This is a genomic window from Desulfoplanes sp. PS50, assembly GCF_053851535.1.
Genome location: NZ_JBSPZA010000004.1, coordinates 20,939 through 39,429 on the forward strand (window position 1 = coordinate 20,939; position 18,491 = coordinate 39,429).

The 18,491-nt window shown below is 56.3% G+C and carries 14 protein-coding genes and 1 tRNA gene; 8 read left to right on the forward strand and 7 right to left on the reverse strand.

The window, feature by feature from the left end; all coding sequences use genetic code 11:
• The first annotated feature begins 8 nt into the window (after positions 1-8).
• Both ACTVJH_RS02760 and ACTVJH_RS02765 read left to right on the forward strand, forming a co-directional pair.
• A complete protein-coding gene (locus tag ACTVJH_RS02760) occupies positions 9-1,466 on the forward strand; it encodes an efflux transporter outer membrane subunit (protein WP_455987233.1) in 1,458 nt (485 codons plus the stop codon).
• A gap of 348 nt (positions 1,467-1,814) precedes the next feature.
• Positions 1,815-2,972 carry a multidrug effflux MFS transporter gene (locus ACTVJH_RS02765; RefSeq protein ID WP_455987235.1) on the forward strand — a complete coding sequence of 386 codons (1,158 nt, stop codon included), beginning with the start codon at positions 1,815-1,817 and terminating at the stop codon, positions 2,970-2,972.
• 142 nt (positions 2,973-3,114) lie between these two features.
• On the opposite strand, the gene ACTVJH_RS02770 is transcribed toward ACTVJH_RS02765, so the two are convergent.
• A tRNA-Thr gene (locus ACTVJH_RS02770) sits at positions 3,115-3,190 on the reverse strand.
• A gap of 151 nt (positions 3,191-3,341) precedes the next feature.
• Positions 3,342-4,211 (reverse strand): glucose-1-phosphate thymidylyltransferase RfbA, encoded by an 870-nt coding sequence (gene rfbA / locus ACTVJH_RS02775; RefSeq protein WP_455987237.1) that lies wholly within the window; start codon positions 4,209-4,211, stop codon positions 3,342-3,344.
• A 245-nt stretch (positions 4,212-4,456) separates the two neighbouring features.
• Here rfbA and ACTVJH_RS02780 point away from each other — a divergent pair, with 245 nt between their 5' ends.
• The 4 genes from ACTVJH_RS02780 (at position 4,457) to ACTVJH_RS02795 (ending at position 10,284) form a co-directional block, all read left to right on the forward strand.
• Complete coding sequence (locus tag ACTVJH_RS02780; RefSeq protein WP_455987239.1) at positions 4,457-5,167, forward strand: DUF1614 domain-containing protein; 711 nt, start codon at positions 4,457-4,459, stop codon at positions 5,165-5,167.
• A 21-nt stretch (positions 5,168-5,188) separates the two neighbouring features.
• Positions 5,189-5,965, forward strand: coding sequence for a MogA/MoaB family molybdenum cofactor biosynthesis protein (locus tag ACTVJH_RS02785; RefSeq protein ID WP_455987241.1), 777 nt, complete (start codon positions 5,189-5,191; stop codon positions 5,963-5,965).
• A 104-nt stretch (positions 5,966-6,069) separates the two neighbouring features.
• Positions 6,070-8,784, forward strand: a complete 2,715-nt coding sequence (locus ACTVJH_RS02790) for an EAL domain-containing protein (RefSeq protein ID WP_455987243.1) — start codon at positions 6,070-6,072, stop codon at positions 8,782-8,784.
• Positions 8,785-8,895: 111 nt separating this feature from the next.
• Complete coding sequence (locus ACTVJH_RS02795; RefSeq protein ID WP_455987245.1) at positions 8,896-10,284, forward strand: peptidoglycan DD-metalloendopeptidase family protein; 1,389 nt, start codon at positions 8,896-8,898, stop codon at positions 10,282-10,284.
• A gap of 140 nt (positions 10,285-10,424) precedes the next feature.
• Here ACTVJH_RS02795 and lpdD read toward each other — a convergent pair whose 3' ends face one another.
• The 4 genes from lpdD to ACTVJH_RS02815 form a co-directional block, all read right to left on the reverse strand.
• Positions 10,425-10,805 (reverse strand): prenylated flavin chaperone LpdD, encoded by a 381-nt coding sequence (gene lpdD, locus ACTVJH_RS02800; protein WP_455987247.1) that lies wholly within the window; start codon positions 10,803-10,805, stop codon positions 10,425-10,427.
• An 88-nt stretch (positions 10,806-10,893) separates the two neighbouring features.
• The gene (locus ACTVJH_RS02805; protein ID WP_455987249.1) at positions 10,894-13,515 is read right to left on the reverse strand and encodes a PAS domain S-box protein; all 2,622 of its coding nucleotides are present in this window, start codon (positions 13,513-13,515) and stop codon (positions 10,894-10,896) included.
• Positions 13,418-13,675, reverse strand: coding sequence for a response regulator (locus ACTVJH_RS02810; protein WP_455987251.1), 258 nt, complete (start codon positions 13,673-13,675; stop codon positions 13,418-13,420). The genes ACTVJH_RS02805 and ACTVJH_RS02810 overlap by 98 nt, the downstream gene beginning before the upstream one ends.
• A 69-nt stretch (positions 13,676-13,744) precedes the next feature.
• Positions 13,745-15,544, reverse strand: coding sequence for a PAS domain S-box protein (locus tag ACTVJH_RS02815; protein ID WP_455987253.1), 1,800 nt, complete (start codon positions 15,542-15,544; stop codon positions 13,745-13,747).
• A gap of 298 nt (positions 15,545-15,842) precedes the next feature.
• On the opposite strand from ACTVJH_RS02815, the gene ACTVJH_RS02820 reads away from it, so the two are divergent.
• Together ACTVJH_RS02820 and ACTVJH_RS02825 are read left to right on the forward strand one after the other, a co-directional pair.
• The gene (locus ACTVJH_RS02820) at positions 15,843-16,817 is read left to right on the forward strand and encodes a PEGA domain-containing protein (RefSeq protein WP_455987255.1); all 975 of its coding nucleotides are present in this window, start codon (positions 15,843-15,845) and stop codon (positions 16,815-16,817) included.
• Between the two features lie 596 nt (positions 16,818-17,413).
• Complete coding sequence (locus ACTVJH_RS02825) at positions 17,414-17,836, forward strand: hypothetical protein (protein WP_455987257.1); 423 nt, start codon at positions 17,414-17,416, stop codon at positions 17,834-17,836.
• Positions 17,837-17,974: 138 nt separating this feature from the next.
• Here the strand turns inward: ACTVJH_RS02825 and ACTVJH_RS02830 are convergent, their stop codons facing one another.
• The gene (locus ACTVJH_RS02830; protein WP_455987259.1) at positions 17,975-18,352 is read right to left on the reverse strand and encodes a hypothetical protein; all 378 of its coding nucleotides are present in this window, start codon (positions 18,350-18,352) and stop codon (positions 17,975-17,977) included.
• Positions 18,353-18,491 lie beyond the last annotated feature (139 nt).

The following is an 18,491-nucleotide window of genomic DNA, read 5'->3' on the forward strand; positions in this document are numbered from 1 at the left end:
AGACGGATATGCATACACAGCCCTGTTACAACCTACGACAAGGGATACCCGTCGTTCTCATCTCCCTTGTCCTGGTCCTCTTTCTGGCATCTGGATGTGTCAAAGTGGGCCCGGATTATCTGGCCCCGGATCTGAATGCGCCAGAAACCTGGAACGGAGAACTCACCAAGGGAATCACCCCGGAACCCACAGATCCCAAGATCCTGGCCGAATGGTGGAAAACCCTGAATGATCCCCAATTGGACACTCTCATGGAACGGGCAGTCAACGGCAGTCTGACCATCAGAGAGGCTCGGGCACGGGTTTGGGAGGCCCGGGCACGGAGGGGGCTCACCGCTGCGGATCTCTATCCCGATGTGAATACCTCTGCATCCATGAACAAGTCCAAATCGAGTAAAAACGCCGGCGGTACCGGCAGGGAAACAGATCTGTACCGAGCCGGATTCGACGCCGGATGGGAAGTGGACATCTTCGGCGGGGTGGCCCGGAGTATCGAGGCGGCCGACGCCGAGCTCACGGCAAGTGAAGAGGGTCTGGGCGACGTCATCGTCACCCTGCTCGGGGAGGTGGCTGCCGGATATGTCGAGGTCCGAACCTTCCAGAACCGGCTCCAGGCGGCCCGGGAAAACCTCGCGGCCCAAAAATCCACCTATGAACTCATTGACTCCCGCTACCGGGCCGGATTGTCTGATGAACTCACGGTCCAGCAGGCCCGGTACATCCTGGAAAACACGCGCTCCCAGATTCCCAGACTGGAGGCGGGGCTGGAAACGGCCAAGAACCGGCTGGCCGTGCTTCTGGGCGAAGAACCCGGTGCGGTGCATGCAGAGCTTGTGACCTTTGCTCCCATCCCTGCGCCGCCGGTTGCCATTGCCGTGGGCGTCCCGGCGGACAGCCTGCGCCGCAGACCCGATATCAGGGTGGCTGAACGCAACCTCGCCGCCCAGACCGCACGCATCGGCATGGCCACGGCCGATCTTTATCCAAAATTCACTCTGGCCGGATCCATCGGCCTGGAATCTCTGTCAACGGGCAATTTCTTCGAGACCGGCAACAGCAAGACCTACAGCCTGGGACCATCCATCTCCTGGCCCCTGTTTGATGCCGGATCGATCCGCAGAAACATCGAAGTCCAAAACGCCCTCCAGGAGCAGTTTCTGACCCGATACCGGATGGCCGTGCTTTCTGCCCTGCAGGAGGTTCAGAACGCCATGGAAAACTATGCCCAGGAACAGCTTCGCCGACAGGCCCTGGAAGAGGCGACCAAGGCGGCCAAACGAGCCGTGTTTCTGGCCAAGGACAAGTACAAGGCCGGCCTGGTGGATTTCACCGATGTTCTTGACGCCCAGCGCTCCCAGCTGACCTATGAAGATCAGCTGGCAACGAGCAAAGGGGCAGTGACCACCAACCTGATCTCCCTGTACAAGGCCATGGGCGGGGGATGGGAATCGTACGCCCAACAATAAATCTGGACATACATAAGGATCTGCATACCCTCACAAAGGGCACGGCGCGCCGCGCCCCTAGGATTGTGGTGATTTCAAATCCGCATCAAGGAAGACACATCCGAATGTCCCACAAATGAGTCCCCCGCCCTGGTCAGGGCGGGGTTAGGGGCGGGTCGTATAATCGGTCCTTTCCGCTAACAGTCTGAAACCCTCCCCCAGCCCCTCCCTGAACTAGGGAGGGGTGCTACAGCATGCCCTTGTTCGGCAGATACGGGTAATGCTGCAACTTTTTATCTCGCAGGGGCACGGCGCGGCCGTGCCCCATTTTTTTGACCGGCCCCCTCAACCCCCACGAGCACCATTTTCATGGATCGCATTGTTTTTCTTCTGGCCTTCATCACCGCCCTCTCTCCCATCTCCACGGACATGTATCTGCCCGCGGTGCCCGAACTCCAGAGAATCTGGAACCAGCCGCTGGTGATCATCAACCTGACCCTGGTCGCCTTTTTTGCCACCTACTGCCTTTTTCTCCTGGTCTACGGTCCCTTGTCGGATCGGTTCGGGCGCAAACGGCCGCTGCTGGTCAGTCTCAGCCTATACATCGTCGCCAGTCTGCTCTGTGCCCTCTCCCCGGGGATCAAGTGGCTCATAGCGGCCAGAATCCTTCAGGGGGCCGGGGCCGCAGCAGGGAACGCCCTCACCCTGGCCATCACCAAGGACCTCTACGAAGGCATCCAGCAGGAAAAAGTCTTCGCCTATCTGGGGGTGATCATCGGCATCGCCCCCATGCTCGCCCCGACCCTGGGCGGGCTGGTGCTCAGGTGGTTCACCTGGGAGTGGATCTTCATCTTCCAGGCCTGCTGCGGGGTGATCGCCATGATCGGTATCGCCCGCATGTCTGAAACCCTTCGGGAGCCGTCCCGAACAGGGGTCAGGGAATTGATCGGCAAGTACGCAATCCTGCTGCGCAACCGGCGCTACCTCTTCCTGACCCTGGCCGTGGCCCTGATGTCCTTTTCCATGTTCTCCTTTATCGCCGGGTCAGCCTCCATGTACATCGCCGGATTCGGGGTGAACGAAACCACCTATGGCTATTTCTTCGCCTTCAACGGCACGGCCCTGATTCTGGCCCCGCTGCTTTTGACCCGTTTTGCCGGAACCTTCAGCGCAACCCAGATCATGCGCTTCGCTGCGCTGGGCATTCTCTGCGCCGGAGCCTGGATGGTCGTGGAATGGAACACCACCCCATGGCGTCTGGCCCTGCCCATGTGGTGTGTTTCCTTCTGCTTCTCCCTCTCCCGGCCGATCTCCAACCATCTCATCCTGGCGCAGGTGGACCGGGACACCGGCACGGCCTCCTCGCTGATGATCTTTCTCTATTTTCTCACCGGATCCATGGCCATCTGGCTCATCTCCCTGGACTGGAAGAATCCCATCGCCGTCATGGGAATCATGAACGTGATCGTGGGCGGCATGGCCCTGATTTTCTGGATTGCATGGACAAAACTCGTGGGAAAGAGATAAGAACAAACCGGTTCGAACTGCAATTCGTCGCATCCATCAAACCATCTGCCCACCACTATCTCGGAGTGAAGTATTGATGCAATACCCCCGCAACGCACAAGGGGCTCCCAGCATAGTGCTGGAAGCCCCTTGAATGATTTTCTGGAGCCCACGACCGGACTTGAACCGGTGACCTCTTCCTTACCAAGGAAGTGCTCTACCTGCTGAGCTACGTGGGCCTGTATGACGGAAAAGACCTCCTAGAGAAAGTCCCTGAGAATTTCAAGTCTTTTTTAACGGAAATCCACGGCCGATTTGTTCTCAGGGCCGGTTTGCCCTGCGATTTCTGGCATTGGGATGAGAACCCACCTGCCCTGCCCGAAAACCTGCCTAGCCGCGTTGTCCGACGAGCTCACGGAGATAGGTCCCGTAATCGTTTTTATACCTTCCGGCCAGAATCTCGAGCTGGGCTGCGTCAATATATCCCTTGCTCAAGGCGATCTCCTCGATGCAGGCGATACGAAATCCCTGGCGATTCTGAATGGCCTGGACAAAGGTGCCTGCCTGCTGGAGGGATTCGTGGGTTCCGGCATCGAGCCAGGCAAAACCGCGCCCGAGAAGCCGGACGGTGAGTTCGCCGCGCTCGAGGTAGACCTTGTTCACATCGGTGATCTCGAGTTCCCCCCGGGCAGAGGGCTTGAGTTCCTTGGCAATGGACACAACCTGATTGTCGTAAAAATAGATCCCAGGAACCGCGTACTTGGACTTGGGACGCTCGGGTTTTTCCTCGATCCCCAGCACGGTACCCTCTTTGTCGAATTCCACCACTCCGTATCGGGTGGGATCCTTGACCGGATATCCAAAGATGATCCCGCCCTTGTCGAGGCGGGAACTCTCGCGCAGAATGCTTGAAAGCTCATCCCCGTAGAGAATGTTGTCCCCAAGAACGAGGCAGACATTGTCATCGCCGATGAATTCCTCGCCAAGAACAAAGGCCTGGGCCAAACCCTCGGGTTCGGGCTGCTCCTTATAGCGAAGAGAAATTCCCAGGGAAGACCCGTCGCCCAGAAGCTCCCTGAACAATCCAATATCCCTTGGAGTGGAGATAATCAGAATATCCCGGATCCCTGCGAGCAGAAGCACTGACAGGGGATAGTAAATCATGGGCTTGTCATACACCGGGAGCAATTGCTTGCTTACCGACAATGTCAGGGGATACAGCCGTGTGCCGGAACCGCCGGCCAGAATGATTCCTTTCATGCGATCGAATCCATTGTGTTTACGAGGTCCGGACCGGTTCAACGAGCCTCTCCAGACCCCATTTTGCATAGCGAGAGCACTCTCCATACGCGTCCGGAAATATTCTCTGCCAGTCAGAACTCCTTGCGGGATCACTCATTTTCAATGCAACGAGACAACTTCCAGAGTAATGACAATAACCGAGCCATCTGCTAGACGGCTGACTACCTTGTAACATGCAAACATGCAACGCACACAGGTATGTCATGAACCCACTCTTTTTTCTTCCCTTTGCCCTGCTGATGTTCATCCTGTTCATCATTCTGATCATCTTTCTCTTCGCCTTCATCCAGATCGGGGCCATTTCCGTGGCCTTTGCCAAACTCGGACTGTCCTCGGGCCAGGTTTTCCTCCTCCTTGTGGGCTCCCTTCTGGGAAGTGCCGTGAATCTCCCGATCTATCGGCGGCCCCTGCCTGTCAAGCCTGAAAACGGGGTTCTGGAGATGGACTTTCACGGCATCTGGAGGCAGTATCGCAAATACAGTATACGCCCCATGGCCGAGGTTACGGAACAGGTCATCGCCATCAATTTCGGGGGCGGGGTGATCCCCTGTTTTTTGTCCCTGTATTTTCTGATCCAGCTCGGCCCTTCCCTGGGCATGGCCCTGGCCTTCGGCGTCGTCACTTTGGCCGTGTACAAACTGGCCCGCCCCGTTCCCGGTCTGGGCATCGGTATCCCCTTTCTGATTCCCCCGCTTTTGACCGTCATTGCCACCTGGGTCCTGGCCCCCCAGGGGCAGGAGGCACAGGTGGCCTATGTGGCCGGAAGCCTGGGAACTCTGTTTGGGGCGGACATCCTCCATCTGATGAGTGACAAGAGTATAGCCCGCCTCCAGGCGCCCATGCTCTCCATCGGGGGGGCAGGAACCTTTGACGGCATCTTTCTCACCGGCATTCTGGCCGTGCTCCTGGCATAATCTCAACGTATTGAAGCGGTTATGAAAACAACATTTTTGGAACCTTCGACCACGGCCCAGCACCTGCTCCTTGCTGACGAGCCCGGCGGGCTGTTCGCAACGACTCTTCTGGGCACCCGCGAAATACACCGCATGCGGGCGGGCGATCTTCTCGGTCAGGACGGGTCTCCCATGCTTCAAGCCGTGGCCCGGATATGGAATCCCACGGATGACGGCCGGGCCACAGCGGCCTGGATCATGCAGCAGATGGGGCAGACCCTGCCTGAAGAGGGTGCTGACCTGCACTGGCTTCCCCGGGGCCGCTCCCTGGCCTGGATCACCCTGAGCGACAAGGGTTCACGGGGAGAACGGGACGACGCAAGCGGTCCGCTCATCGAGACTCAGGTGAGGGAACGCATGGAACTTTCTCTCTGCCGCGGCTTTTTGATCCCGGATTCCGAGCCCCGCCTCAGGTCGTTGCTCACAGATCTGGCCCTGTTCCAGGGGTTTGATCTTATTCTGACCACCGGCGGCACAGGCGTCGGCCCCCGGGACATCACCCCGGAAACCACCTTGAGCGTGATTGACAAACGCCTTCCAGGTTTTGAACAGGCCATGACAGCCGCCTCCCTGGCCAAGACACCCATGGGCGTGATCTCCAGGGCCGTCGCTGGCACGCTGGGATCCTCCCTGATTATCAATCTTCCGGGAAGCCCCAAGGCGGTCCGGGAAAACATGGCCGCCATTCTTCCGGCCATCGGCCATACCCTGGACAAACTCCAGGGCGACCCGCGTGATTGCGCCTCGCTGCTCGCCTGAGTCCCCTACCGCGCCGGTTCGGGATCCAGAGCGAGGCGCCGATTGAGCGCTTGGCCTCTCCCTCTTAAAAGACAGCGTCCTTTTGTTGTTTTAAGGATCGATTCATGGATACTCCCCAGCATCTGTTCCCCCCGGAACATCCAGCCATCAAGGGTTCTGCCTTTGACATGGCCGTTGTCCTCGACCGAAAAGGGATCTGCCAGGACATCCTGGCCCTTAACCCGAATCTCGACCCGGCAGAGACGCAGCTCCAGGGGCGCAGTATTGCGGTTCTGCTCCCCCCCGAGATAGGTGATCTTCTCCCGGAAATGATCCGGCGAACCCTGGACGAGCAGGTCTCCCAAAGCCTCGAATTCCCCATGACCTGTGCCGATTCCCTCACGGAGCACTGGTTCGTGGCCACATGCATGCTCTTGCCCGGCTCCACGGAGGCCGCCCCCCGATTGCTCTGGCTCGGCCGGGACAACACCACGAACAAAATCCGGGAAACCGAACTGACCATGTACCGGGACCACCTCGAGGAAATGGTCGCCATCCGCACCGAGGAACAGCGCTCGACCAACGACGAACTCCGGAAAGAGATCGAGCGGCACAAACAGACCTCCGAGGCCCTGGATCGGGCCCAGGAACGCTACGATCTGGCCATACGGGGCGCCAAGGACGGTATCTGGGACTGGGATCTGAGTGACGACTCCCTGTATCTCTCACCCCAGATGAAAGAATCCCTGGGATTCGCGGATCACGAAATCGCCAACAATCTCTGGGAATGGGCCAGGCACATTCACAAGGGGGATTGCGAAAAGATCTTCGACGACTTCGGTCGGTTGATACGGGACAGGGCGAACAATTTCACCGAAGAATACCGGATGCAGCACAAGGACGGGTCCATCCGCTGGATCTACATCAAGGGGGCCGTGCTCAGGGACGACCAGGGCCGGGCCATGCGTATGGCCGGCACGTGTACGGACATTACCGGCCGCAAACATGCGGAAAATATCTCCAGCATGCTCCTGCAGATAGCCAATGCCATCAACACCACCATTGATCTGGATGAATTGTACGCCACCATCCACAAAATCCTGCTCACCTCCATTGAGGCCAAGAATTTCTATATCGCCCTGCTGGACGAGGAAAACGACAAGATTGTCTTCCCGTATTTCCGGGATGAAAAACAACAGGACTTCAAGGAACTTGAGCACTTCAGTACCAGTCCGCGGGGTGCCACGGTCAAAGTCATCAAGGCTGGAAGAACCATGGTCCTGACCGAGGAAGAGCATAGAGCCACCCAGTGCATCGGTGAGCCCGCCAAGATCTGGATCGGGGTTCCTCTCAAATTCAGGGACAAGGTGGTAGGGGCCATGGCCGTGCAGCATTATTCCTGGCCCGACCACGACACCTCCCAGGACATCCAGATTCTCGAAGCGGTCTCCTCGCAGATCGCCCTGGCCATTGAACGCAAGGCCAATGAAAAACTCCTTTCCCATCTGGCCATGCACGATTCCCTGACCCGCCTGCCCAACCGGATTCTCCTGCGGGAGCGGGTCGGCCGGGCCCTGCGCCGGACGCAGAGAAACAAGAGCTACCACTTTGCCCTGGCCATGATCGATCTGGACCGGTTCAAATTCGTCAACGACTGTCACGGTCATCTCGTGGGCGATGAGCTTTTGCGGGACATAGCCTCAAGAATCCATCAGGAACTCCGAGCCATCGACACCCTGGCCCGTCTGGGCGGGGATGAATTCGCCATTCTGTTCGAGGAAACCGGGGCCTCCCACAAACTCATCCACAAGATCAAAAAAATCCAGGAAATCATCCGGATGCCCTTTAAAACCAAGGGATATGACATCCAGGTCGATTCGAGTATCGGACTCATCCTGAAAACGGATTCCTACCAGACCGTGGAAGATCTGATCCGGGACGCGGACACGGCCATGTATCAGGCCAAGAGCATGGGGCCCGGCAAGGTTCGGGTGTTCAGCATGAGCATGCACCGGCAGAGCATGATGACCATGAGCCTTGAACAGGACCTGCGCCACGCCCTGGAAAAAAACGAATTCTTTCTGGAATACCAGCCCGTGGTCGATTTCATGACCCGAGAGGTGCAGGGATTCGAGGCCCTGCTCCGCTGGCGCCATCCCGCACGGGGCATCATCTCCCCTGTTCAGTTCATCCCGGTTGCCGAGGACACCGGAATGATCCGGGAGATCGGGCTCTGGGTCATGGAACAGGCCTGTGCGACCCTTGGCCGGTGGCACCGGGAAGTCCCCGGATCAGCCCACGTGACCATGGCCGTGAACCTTTCGGCCAAGCAATTGAACATGTCCGGACTTCCCAAAAAGATCAGGGAGATCATGGAGACGACCGGCATCCAGCCCTCGGACCTGAACCTCGAGATCACGGAAACCGCGATCATGGAAGCGCCCAAATCGGCCCTGGTCATGCTCAAGCAGATCAAGGGACTGGGGGTGGGGATCGCCCTGGACGATTTTGGGACGGGATACTCGTCCCTCTCCTATCTGCACAACTTTCCCTCGGATACCATCAAGATCGACAGATCCTTTGTGGCCGCGATCCAAAAGGACGAAGAAAGTCTGGAAATCGTCCGGGCCATTGTCATTCTTGGCAACAGTCTGCGTCTTAACGTCATTGCCGAAGGAATCGAAACCTGGAAACAATACGAGATCCTGAAGAACCTGGGCTGCGACCAGGCCCAGGGATTTTTGTTCTCGCATCCCTTGAGTGAACCCTTTTGCCACGAACTCTTGAGGCACCCGGAAAGCACTCCCTGGAAACACGCCTGTCCGGACCAGGATCTGTAGATCCGCCATCCAAGGACCGCCTCCGGTCTGACACGGGATCAGTGCCTGGCTTGCTTTTCATGGACTAACGTTCTAAAGCCCAACTATCATTTTTACAGTTACAAACACATCATGTTCAAAAAAAGAAACAGTTACAACCGATACCTCAATCCTCCGAAACGAAACACCAAACGGATCCTTGTCCTTCCCATGGTTCTCCTTGGGATGGGAGCGATGCTCTATTTCCTGTTTTTCACCCAGCAATCCGGTGAAACCACACCGTTTTCCTCCCCCAATCCCTCGAAGCTGTCTTCCCGGTCTGACCTTTCTCCTCTCAATGAGTCATCACAACCAGAATCTGAAAAACCCGTCCCCGTTACGGTTCCCGTCATCCAGGAACCCGCAAGAATGACCGCGGAGATTTGCAAAGGCGATACCATAAGCGGTATCCTAGGAACCTATCTGACCCCTCCCGAGATTCTCGAACTGGGTCAGGTCTGTGAACCTGTTTTCCCCCTCTCCGGCATCCGTCCGGGACAGCCCTATACCCTGGTTCTGAAAAACGATAATCTGACCGGTTTTGAATACGAAATCGATGCCAACGCCAAACTCCTGGTCAGCCGCGACGAGAACGGTTTTTCCGCTGTAAAGCAGGATATCGTCTATGAGATCAAGCGGGAAATCGTGGAGGGAAGTATCGACTCGAGTCTCTCCTTGTCGTTGGACAAACTGGGCGAAGGACCGGGTCTGGCCGTGATGATGGAGGACATTCTTGGATGGGATGTGGATTTTGGCAAGGATATCCGGCAGGGTGACAGGTTCAAGATTTTGGTGGAAAAACGATTCCGTAAAGAAAAGCCGGCGGGATACGGTCATATACTGGCTTTGGATTTCCAAAACCGGGACAGGACGTTCAAGGCCTTCAGATACACGGATGCCAAGGACAGAACCTCGTATTTCGATGAAAAGGGCCAGTCCATGCGCAAGGCCTTTTTAAAGGCCCCCCTGTCGTTCACCCGCATCTCTTCAGGATATTCCAACCGGCGGTTCCATCCCATCCTGAAACGGTGGCGACCCCATCATGGGGTGGATTATGCGGCTCCCATCGGAACACCCATACGAACCATTGGAGACGGGGTGGTCATAGCCAAGGCGTATGACAAGGCTGCCGGCCGATACGTCAAAATCCGTCATCCCAGAGGCTACGAAACCGTGTACAATCACATGAGCCGATTTGGGAAGTCCATCCGCAAGGGCAAACAGGTCAAACAGGGCGAGGTGATCGGCTATGTGGGAAGTTCGGGCTATTCCACGGGGCCGCACCTGGATTTCAGGGTCAAAAGACACGGGTCGTATATCAATCCCCTGAACATGAAATCACCCCCGACCAATCCGGTCCCGGCGCAGGAAATGGAGCGATTCAGGGAAGAGGCCTCGCTTCTGGCCCAGGAAATAGGAACACCTTTTCCTGAAAACAGGATCATGAAGGCCCAAACCGAGGTCGATCCGACCAAGGGTTGAGAAAAACGGTTCTGAGAGCCCTCGTGAAAAACATGTTTGGTTTCGTCCAGGCGCGTTTGTTCGCATCCAGGTACCTGGAACATCATGGCTGGTCTGCCCCGTTTTGGTCGGTTTGACTCTCCGTTCGCCAGCCATGGGGTTCAGTCTGTCTTCCCCTGCAGGGACCTGATCATCTCCCGGGTCAGGGAACCCACCGCCTCGATAATTTCCTGAATCTGGACAGGCCCGGCCTCATCCACATGGATGCCGCACGTCACGCAGACACGGACATTCAGCCCTGCGGCCATGTCCCTCGCCACATCCCGGGCCAGTTCATCCTCCTTGTGCCCGGTCACCGCCAGCACGGAAACGGTCGCGCTGACCACGTCCCTGTCCCGCAAACTCGGCCTCGGCTCGGCCAGGGCAACGGCACCGATGTGCTCCCTATCCCCTCCAGAGACCGCCACACACAGATCCTCCCCCAGAGTAAGCACCCGCATGCGGATCAGCGTCCCACCCACTTCGGCAGTCAACGTGAGCATGGACCCTCATCCTCTCTGCCTCGCGGTATCATCGCGGTGGTCAGGGCGCCACCCTCTCCAACAAACCTGCCCAGGGGCAAAGAGACCATCATGATGAACTCCCCGGAGTCGTTCCTGCTTGATGCCCCTGCTCTCCCGTATCTTCCAGGACATCATGGACCAACTTCTTCAAGGTCAGGATGGAGAAGGGTTTTTGCAGAAAATGGATCCCCTCCTCCAAGACCCCCTGTGGGCCAATGACATCGTCGGTGTACCCGGACATGAAAATGGCCTTCAGATCGGGCTGGAGGTTCACCAATTCGTCATACAACTCCCTGCCGTTCAGCCCGGGCATGATCACATCCGTGAGCAGAAGGTCCACCCGCCCCTGATGGCTTGCGAAAAGTTCGCGGCCGGCCAGGCCGTCATCAGCCACAAGAAGCTGCATGCCTTCCCGTGACAGAATGCTCTCCACAAGCGCCCGAACCTGCTCATTGTCCTCGACCAGAAGAACGGTTTTCTGTGTATCCATCGATCTGACCGAATCCCTTGATGGACAAATGGCTTTCTGCGCCGGACCCTTTGTGTCCTGCTCACTGACCGGAAAAAGAATGAAAAAGGAGGCTCCCTGCCCGGGCCTGCTCTGAACCCGGATGCTTCCACTATGCTGCTTGACGATACCGTACACCATGGCCAGTCCCAGCCCGGTTCCCTTGTCCTGGACCTTGGTCGTGAAAAAGGGCTCGAAGATATGATCCCGGACCGACGAGTCCATACCTTCACCGGTATCCGTGATTTCCAGAAGAACATACTGCCCGGTATCAACCCCATAAAGTCCAGCTGCATCATCATTGTCGAGAATGGCCAGATCGGTCTTCAACACCAGGCGTCCTCCTGAGGGCATGGCATCCTGGGCGTTGACCGCCAGATTCATGATCACCTGTTCCAGATGGCCCATATCCGCGTTGATGCTTGGGAGATCAGAAAAGAGATCCAGCTCGATGTCGATATCTTCTCGAATGGTCCGAACGAGCAGTCGCAAAAAACGCTCCAGGAGATCATTCAGATTCACGGGGACAAATTGCAATGCGTGCTTGCGACTGAAGGCCAGAAGTTGATGGACCAGTTCTCTGGCCCGTTCTCCAGCGCCAATGATTTGTTCCACGGATGCATACCGGGGATCGTTTGGAGCGGTATCATCCAGAACGATCTCGGCATAGCCGAGGATGGGGGAAAGCAGATTGTTCAGATCATGGGCAACTCCTCCGGCCAACCGGCCGACGGATTCCAGCTTCTGGGCCTGCCTGACCTGCATTTCGAGCTGTTTGTTTTCCTTTTCAGTCTGTTTTTGCACGGTAACGTCTTCCACCTGGGAAAGAATGGTCACCACGTTGCCGTGAGCATCCTTGAGTGCGGAGTTGTACCAAACACAATGGATGGTGCGGCCATCCCTGGTGAGATTGCGATTGCGGATGATATTGCGCTGGCTGTCCTCGAAAAGCATCTCCTTGATTTTCGTCTCGACCTCCGGGAGGTCCTCGTGGGGAATCAACCCCAAATCACGCCAGGTCTTGCCCACAGCCTCGGTTTCGCTCCATCCGAAGATGGCCTCGGCCCGTTCGGACCAGGCAGCGATCCTGTTGCCGGAGTCCCATTCAATGAATGCCAGTGGAGAATTCTGCACCAGAAAGGTAATCCGATCCAGGGCCCTGCGCAACGACTCCTCATTTGTCCTGGCCTGGGTGATCTCCACGGCAACCTCGACCACCCCCTTGAGCAGCCCGAATTCGTTGAATGCCGGATAGGCCGAAATAGACCAGATCCGACCATCAGGGTTGGTCTGCTCATGGTGGGTCTTTCTGCCCGTTTTAAAGGCCTGGAGCACCGGACAACCGTCACAGGGAACGTCACTGTCAGCCCAAATCAGATGACATTTTTTGCCGATCAGGTTGGCAGGGCTGCTCCCCACGGAGTTCCCGGCTTCCCGGTTGGTCCAGACGACATTCAGTTCAGGGGAATCGTAAAAAGCAACCACGTTCGAGATGCTTTCCAGGATGAGTCTCTTCTCGCCTTCGCTCCGGCGCAGGGCGCGTTCGGCTTTGACCTGTTCGCTGATATCCCTGATAAAGGCGATGAATCCTCCCTGGTCTTCGGGTCGGTACTGGGCGCTGATCTCCACATCAAAGGTGAAACCGTCCTTGCGGCGATGCAGGGTTACAAACCGGTCTTCACCCTTTTCGACAACCGTGCGCATATGCGTTTCAAACTTCCTGGAATCTTCGCAAACATCGAGATCACTGATGTGCATTCCCAGCAGCTCGTCTTCGGCAAACCCCGACATCCGACAATAGGAGGCATTGACCTGAAGAATCCTCCTCTGGGAATCCACCAACCAGAAACCATCCATGGCTGTCTGAAGGATGGACCGGTACCTGTCCTCGGTCTCATTAAGCGACCTTTGGACACGATCCAATCGAGCCTGGCCTCGTATCTCGCGGGCAACGCGATCTACGACCGAAGGGAGCAGGTCCAGGAAATCAACTCCTTTGACCACATAATCCCTGGCTCCCAGTTTCATCATATCCACGGCAAGTCGTTCACTTCCCTGTCCGGTCATGACGATAAACGGAACCTCACGACCCTGCTCGACCATGGATGGCATGGACGAGCTGACTGCCATCCATATCCGGCAGCTTCTGGTCCAGGAGAACCAGGAATAGATCATGGGCATCGATCTTCTCCACTCTCTCCAGAGCCGCCCGGCCGGTCGTCACGCCCTGGACCGTATATCCCGCCCTGGCCAGCTGTTTCCGGACCAGCCTGTTCACCCCTTCATCGTCCTCGACCACCAGGATATGCAAGGCCGTGTCTTCTTTGTATTCAACTCTCATCTACTCATCCTCGGCAACGCGCTGCAGCGCATGGGGTGCCAATCAATAAACCAGGACATACCCGTGATATCATTGGACCTCGTCATGTGCATCCATGGCCTCCCGGACCTTTGCCAACAGCACCTTGACGGAAAAGGGCTTGTGCAGAAACATGATTCCCTCTTTGATGACCCCGTGTTCGGCAATGGTATCGTCAGTGTAGCCGGACATGAAGAGTATCCGGGTTTCCGGCGAAATGGTCCTGACCCTGGTGATGACACGATTCTTGAGAAACATGAGCCCGACCATACTCGCCTCGATGGTTGCATCGAGCTCCTCGGCCACCTCGCGCAAGGCCTCTTCGGCCCGTTTCTTTTCCGTGATATCCCTGGCTACCCCGCACAGGCCGACTACAGAACCGTCCGCACCCCGGACCGGGGTCTTTTTGACATTGAAGAACCGGGAGCTACCCTGCACAGAAATGGCAAGCTCGTCTTCCACGATCTCACCAGCAAGAACCCTGCGGTCGCTTTTCTCAAGCTGTTGCGCGACGTCAGGATCAAAAAGCTCTCCGTCGGGCCGACCGATCAGATCCTCGTGGGAGCGACCCAGAAGCCGTTCCACCACGGGATTGACCATGCGATAGCGCAGCTCCAGGTCCTTGAGAAACACATTGTCAGCGACCGACTCGAAAACCACCCGGAACCGTTCCTCGCTCTCCCGAAGGGATTCAAGGTCCTGCACCCGCCTGGTGACATCCTCGAACAGAACGACCACTTCACCCGAGGGAATGCGGAAGATGCGATTCTCCCGCCACCCACTGCGCTGCTCATCACTATAGTAAAAGGGCTTCAGGTGCTGACAGGTTCCGGTCTTCCAGGCCGTGTTCATGGCATCGAGCAGACCGGAACGATCCATGTTCGGAAAACATTCCAGCAGGGTATGTCCAACAACCTTCTCGCGCGTGACACGGGTGATACTCTCGGCGGCCCGGTTGAAATCGATGAATGTGAAATCCCTGCCCCTCTCCACGGCCTCGTACACGGCGACCCCGGTGCTCAAATGATCGAACATCCCCTGAAGACGGTCCTTGAGGACCTGGTTGTCCAGCTCGACCTGTTTTCGGGCATCGATATCCGTATGGGCACCCACAATGCGCACGGGATTGCCCTTTTCGTCACGCTCTACGATCCTCCCCCGGGAATAGATCCACTTGTACCCACCCTCCTTGGTCTTCAGACGGAATTCCATGGCATAGGCGGGTGATTTCCCTGCAAGATAGTCCCCAAGAGTCTGTTCGAGTACCGGCAGATCCTCGGGATGGATGATCTGCCGGCAATAGCATCCCTTAAGCTGCAATTCTCCGGGCTCATAACCGAGCATGGTCGCCCAGCGATCCGAGCAGGTGAAACCATCGGTTATCAGATTATAATCCCAGATCCCGTCATTGGTGGCCGCAAGGGTGTTTCTGAGATCGGCCTCGGCCTGTCTACGTTCGGAGATATCGGTGAAATAATTCAGTGTGGCCGGCTCCCCTTCCCATTCGATTCGCACCCCGGAGATCTCAAGCCAGACGACTCTCCCGGATTGCGTGATCCCCTTGAGTTCGTAACGCTCCGGCACATCCTCGCCCGCACACCGTCGCACATGATAATTCGCGACCATGTCCCTGGCATCGGGATGGATGAAATCAAGGATGGGACTATTCAAAAGTTCCTGTTCAGTGCATCCCGCGAGTCTGCAGAACCAGGGGTTGGCGAATTTGATGCGTCCCTTCTGGATGATGGCAATACCCTGGCCGGCCCGCTCGACAATGAGCCTGAATTTGTCCAGTTCCGCTTGCAAAGTGCCTTCGGCTGGTTTCAGGGGCAGGGGATCGATGTCTGACATAGTTTTCTCCGGGAACGAGCTGGGATTTTTGGCAGTTCAATTGTGAATGTGTATAGTGTTAGGAAAAATTTGTCCACGCATGGAAGCGACCCCGCGTTGGTCATACCTTCCCCGTAAGGGATTGGCTGCCTATGAGTCGGCCCCTTGTGCGCAGACCCTCTCGTATTTTCGGTACCACGCGCAATCCACCGGGAGCAATCTGAATACCGATGCGAAATGATTCTGGTTTGACCTCTGTCTGTGGATCGCTTACATCCCGGTGCATCATCCCACCACCCCTTCAGCAAGGAGTCTTCCCATGATCCGTCTTGTCACCCTGCTGGTCACTGCCCTGATGCTCACGGCCTGTGCCCCGACCATCAAAACCCAGGCCGTGCCCATTTCCACCACCCCGTCCGGTGCCACGGTCGATGTGGACGGCCAGCAGCAGCTCGTGTCACCGTGCACTGTGGACCTGACCTGCACCCAGGATCACCTCCTGACCTTTTCCAAGGATGGCTACCAGCAACAGGACGTAACCATTAAACGCCAGTACCAGGAACAGAAGGTCCTGATAAATGCCATCAATTCCGGGATTTCATCGGGAAGTTTTTTTGACAACACGGCCATGGGCATCACCAGCGGATTGAGCTCCATCGACAGTCAGCAGAATACCGGCGAGGCTTACGTGCTCGTTCCTTCCACGGTCAGCGTCCGATTGATCCCTGAGGGAGGGTTTCCAAAAACATCCACCCATCAGGAGGTGGACCAGGCAACGACCAATCCCTCTTCTCCTCTTGATTGCATGGATTCCCACGACGAACAGATGCTCGAGCACGCGCTGGAATCCTCGGCAACCGGGATAACATCGTCATGGACAAACGGACAAGGGACCACCTTTGCCATGGTTCCGGAAGATGCTCGAACTGAAGACGGTCAGACCTCCCGTTCCTTTTCACTGGCAGCCACGACGAACGGTTCCCAGACTGTGAAGCAATATCTTGCCATCCGGGTCGGCCGGGGCGAATGGCAGATTCATGCCGCCACATCCCGGGAAGACGATCCTGATTCCTCCCGGACAACTACCAAAGCTGTTCTCAAGACCCTGGGCGAAGTCAATTGGCCCGGTGGCATAGGCAAATCCACCAAACTCGGTTCCTCGAACAAAAAATCCACCCACGTGGGAAACGACGGCACAGTGACCACCAAATCGACCTCCACCTCGGTTTCCGCCGGGGTCCATGTCTCCCCCAAAGCCGCCTTCCAGCTCCTGGACGCCCTGGAAGGGGATTGATCACGTCTTCGACGACATTATGGAATCACCAAACAACCAAAGGGGCCCGGAATGCAGTCATTCCGGGCCCTTTATCTGGAATAAATGTTCCTCGCGTCGAAACACCGAAACAAAATCCTCCCCGAGCTCAAAGAAGTCCTTTTTGCGTGGAAAAGGCTCCATCATTCCCGCCGATTTGAGCATGAATGTGGGAAAAACGTCCATAATCCTCGACCATTTTATGGACAAAGTGGTAAATTTTTACTTTTTATTTTTTGGGACTACGCCAAACCGCGTGCATCGGAAAAAACTCGTGGCAGCCCGACCTCATCATCTTCAATATTATTAATGCATTTCAGAGAGATACGCCATCAGCTTACATATTATGCCCCAAAAGACAGATCTTCGTCAGGGGTAGGGTTGACAGGATTGTCCGGAGAGCCAAAAAGTTCGGGAAGGCTTGGGTAAAACACCCCTGAAAAAACGATTTCAGGGGCTCCTCTCTCCAGCCGGGAGCCATTATGAATCACCGTCACAAAGTAAATCTCAACAGTATCTTTTTCTTTACCACCGGATCAGGAGCGCTCTGCCTTCTGTCGTCGGTACAGAAAATTTTCATGGGTACCCCGCAGACGCTTCAGGGATATGTCATCCCCTTTATTTTCGGGGGAACAGCCGGCCTGGCCATTGGATTCAAACAGATGGGACTGCAGACCCAGAATGAACAACTCGCGCAGGCATTTGAAAACCTGAAAACAGCCAACAAGAAACTCCTGGAAGTCAACCGGGACCTGGAAAAACGGACCAGAGAACTTGAAGAATCCTTTGCCGAGATCAAACGGCTGCAGGGAATCATCCCTATCTGCGCCGAATGCAAAAAGATCCAGGACGATGATGGTCAGTGGAAACCTGTGGAGCTCTATGTTCAAAACCACTCGGCAGCCCAGTTCAGCCACGGCATTTGCCCGGTCTGTGCCAAAAAACTCTACCCGGAATTGAATCTCATTCCCCGGGACAAAAAGCTGAACAAAGAAAATTGAACCTAACCCGTCTGTTCGAGTACGTCATGTAGTGATAAATGAGAGAAACGATCCTCACCATACAAAAAAAGACCCGCCAAGGCGGGTCTTTTTTTGTATGGGCAACGATGAGAATCACGAGAGTGATCCACCAAACAATCACCCCCCGAACCATCCCGCGGGAAGGATCTCCAACGCCTTGGAATATTCGCTTCGCAGCTGTTCCAGTTTGGAGCCGATGGCCCCTTCCTTGTCGACGGTGGAGGGGCAGGTGTCGAGCATCTGATTCTTGATCGCTTCCAGTTCACCGACCGTGGATTTGATCGTGTTCAGGGTGTTCTCCAGCTTGGTCATATCGTCGCCCGAGAGCTTCTCAGTGGCGACGAGGATATCATAGAGCTGCGCCTTCCAGGCGTTGAGCTCCATCTCAAGGCCTTTACAATACCGCTTTACCGCATCCTTCTTGCCCGCATCGCTTGCACATCCTTCGATCCCACTGCAGCTCGGGCAAGGTCCCGGATAATCCATGTTGGCCATAATCTCCTCCCATGCGTGTTAAGGGTTGGCGGGTAGAACCCCTCGCCCCGGGACATCGCCTACACGCCCCCCGGGACACGGCAACGCTCCATGATCCCGCATGAACGACTGCCTCCATCACAACCAGTGGTGAAAAAAG

Coding starts and splice junctions, on each gene's coding strand:
- ACTVJH_RS02760 (WP_455987233.1), top strand. CDS start 9: ATGCATACACAGCCCTGTTACAACCTACGACAAGGGATACCCGTCGTT.
- ACTVJH_RS02765 (WP_455987235.1), top strand. CDS start 1,815: ATGGATCGCATTGTTTTTCTTCTGGCCTTCATCACCGCCCTCTCTCCC.
- rfbA (WP_455987237.1), bottom strand. CDS start 4,211: ATGAAAGGAATCATTCTGGCCGGCGGTTCCGGCACACGGCTGTATCCC.
- ACTVJH_RS02780 (WP_455987239.1), top strand. CDS start 4,457: ATGAACCCACTCTTTTTTCTTCCCTTTGCCCTGCTGATGTTCATCCTG.
- ACTVJH_RS02785 (WP_455987241.1), top strand. CDS start 5,189: ATGAAAACAACATTTTTGGAACCTTCGACCACGGCCCAGCACCTGCTC.
- ACTVJH_RS02790 (WP_455987243.1), top strand. CDS start 6,070: ATGGATACTCCCCAGCATCTGTTCCCCCCGGAACATCCAGCCATCAAG.
- ACTVJH_RS02795 (WP_455987245.1), top strand. CDS start 8,896: ATGTTCAAAAAAAGAAACAGTTACAACCGATACCTCAATCCTCCGAAA.
- lpdD (WP_455987247.1), bottom strand. CDS start 10,805: ATGCTCACGTTGACTGCCGAAGTGGGTGGGACGCTGATCCGCATGCGG.
- ACTVJH_RS02805 (WP_455987249.1), bottom strand. CDS start 13,515: ATGCCCATGATCTATTCCTGGTTCTCCTGGACCAGAAGCTGCCGGATA.
- ACTVJH_RS02810 (WP_455987251.1), bottom strand. CDS start 13,675: ATGAGAGTTGAATACAAAGAAGACACGGCCTTGCATATCCTGGTGGTC.
- ACTVJH_RS02815 (WP_455987253.1), bottom strand. CDS start 15,544: ATGTCAGACATCGATCCCCTGCCCCTGAAACCAGCCGAAGGCACTTTG.
- ACTVJH_RS02820 (WP_455987255.1), top strand. CDS start 15,843: ATGATCCGTCTTGTCACCCTGCTGGTCACTGCCCTGATGCTCACGGCC.
- ACTVJH_RS02825 (WP_455987257.1), top strand. CDS start 17,414: ATGGGTACCCCGCAGACGCTTCAGGGATATGTCATCCCCTTTATTTTC.
- ACTVJH_RS02830 (WP_455987259.1), bottom strand. CDS start 18,352: ATGGCCAACATGGATTATCCGGGACCTTGCCCGAGCTGCAGTGGGATC.